Here is a 2,526-nt window from a genome sequence, read left to right as displayed (position 1 = left end):
AACGCCCCCCAGCCGCGCTCCACGCAAACCTCGAATTCCCCCAGCACCTCCGCGCAGTCCCCCGCCTCGATTCTCCTCGACCTTTCCAACAGTTCCCTTGAGCGCTCCCCCAGCAATGCGCCTCCTGCGGATGACGAGCTCCCCTCCTATGATGAGGCGCAACGCACTACCAAAAAAAATATCATTCCGGAATGGGAAACCTTTATCGAAAAGCGTGAGCGCCTGCGGACGTTCCCTGACCGCCCCTGGGTGGACCATTATAAAATAGAATACTTGTTTAAGGATGTATTGCTCAAGGGGGCAGGAATCGAATTTACTGACGAAGAAATACGCCTCAATTACGAAGACGCACTTCTCGCGGTCCGCGAGCGCTTCCTTTTGTGGCTGCAAGGGCTGAACAGAGTCCCCACAGTCAATGAATTCCTCCTCCCTGGAAATCTCGATAATTACCGCACGCGGGTAAAGATGCTCGCCATTTCCCTCCAATACGACATTGATCCGATTCTGCTTGCGAAAATGCTGTACGGTTCGCCCCACTCTCCATGGAAGATGAAGGACCTCAGAACACTGGATGAGTCCATATACAAAAAATTTCTACAGGCGTACAGAACCCCTGGCGGGCGGAACTGGCTGTACAGCATAGCCGATCATTACAAGCTCACCCCGGCAATGCTGAGAAGTTATCTGGATTCTACGGATTCTTCGCTGAACCTGCTTGAACCTTTCACGGATGTAAATTCTTACCAGGTGGAGTTCATTATTCACCTGAACAAGCCCGAACATGAAAAAATCTACATCAGTAGATATCGGTGGGGCACCCGTAACAATCCCAGTGAAATAACGGCTAAAAAAATCGAATACCTTCGAACTGTCATGGACATCCGCCGCGGCCCGTCCCTGTACGAAGCGTTGCGTTACATAAGCTCCATCCGACGGGTCCCCACCGACATCTCGGATATCGCACTCGAGTTGGGGATTGATAAGCAGAGATTCTATGACCTCGCACGTCAGATCCCGGCGGACCCGCAGCACCTGCGTATCATCATTCAGCAATCCTCCGGAGGCCCGCAGAAGAATATTGAACCGCTACTGCACAAGATAGCCAGTGCATTCAAAGAATACGAAGAGAAAGCGCACAGAGCGGGGAAACCAGCCCTTTTGCCCGCATATAAGGCCCTCTTGATATCAAGGGCGAGCGCGTTCCGTTACTCGGTTGAGCAATTGGCGCAGCCAGGAAAAAACGGACTGGAGGGCTTGACTGAATGGTTCTCCCAGGAAGAATATAATGTCGAGGTCTGGCCGTCTCTTTTTCCTGAGCCCAGTACTGCCGATCAGGCTCCGGCCACCGTCGACGCCGGCCCGTCGACGTCACGGGATCCCAACCTCCCAGTACCCGAACCATCCGCCCACAACGAGGACGAAGCCGAGTTCCCTGAGTCCAGTACTGAGGACCCTTCCTCTCAGGACGAGACCTTCGACGAGCAAGCGCGCTTCCTGCTGGGCGTCTCGACCATGGGAATAGACCCGTTCGAATACCCTGGCATTCTTAACTACCCCGGTCAGGCTCCGGCCACCGTCGACGCCGGCCCGTCGACGTCACGGGAGCCCAACCTCCCAGTACCCGATCCCTCCACCCACAACAAGGGCGAAGCCGAGTTCCCTGAGTCCAGTACTGAGGACCCTTCCTCTCAGGACGAGACCTTCGACGAGCAAACGCGCTTCCTGCTGGGCGTCTCGACCATGGGAATAGACCTGCCCGCCTTCACTCACCCCCTTAACAACCCCGATCAGGATCCGGCCACCGTCGACGCCGGCCCGTCGACGTCACGGGAGCCCAACCTCCCAGTACCCGAGCCCTCCGCCCACAACGAGGGCGAAGCCGACATCACCCGGCCGCTGGACCGTTCAGGTGCCGCCTCCCGTGCCGTGCCCGGTTCGGCTGAAGTGCTGGAGAACCCCACCGGTTCCGAAGACCCCGCCCAGCCGGACTCTTCTCAGGCCGCCGGCGGTCCCACGGACGACATGCCCGTCGGCCCCAACGTCACCACCGACATCACCACCGACGCGGGCGGGGACGGCCGTACCGGCGGACAACTGGGAGCACCTGACCAAAAAGACGGCCTCCATCGTAGTTACGCGGTGCGCTACCGTGACGGCCGTGACCGCCGTGGCGGCCGTGACCGCCGTGGCGGCCGCCACCCGGATCTTCCATCAAACCGTTCCGGTCTTCGGAACCCGGGTTCCACTCCCACGGCAGGTTCCGCTTCCAGCAGGCCGGGCGCCACCGACTCGACACCCCGTACCGGATCCGCCACCTCCCGCGAGCCCGCACCCCCCGCCCAGGAAACCGACTCGTCCTCCCGGCATCCAGAAAACAACACCTCGAACGGCCACGACGCACAGCGCACCGCTACCAACCCCGACATCGGCTACAGACCCCGCCCCGATGCCCCCAAACGCCGAGGCATGATCGGCCCTCCTGAACACTTCATACCTCCGAATAACACCACCCCGCCGGGTGCGGAG

1 pseudogene is annotated in these 2,526 nt (G+C 59.3%); it reads left to right on the top strand.

What is annotated here, in order from left to right:
• Nucleotides 1-2,526, top strand: a pseudogene (locus tag KUM32_RS27970) (hypothetical protein); the annotation flags it as partial.

It is taken from the genome of Streptomyces sp. AC627_RSS907 (assembly GCF_019049165.1).
Note: the sequence above shows the minus strand (reverse complement) of the source record. Positions and strands in the feature narration are given on the sequence as shown.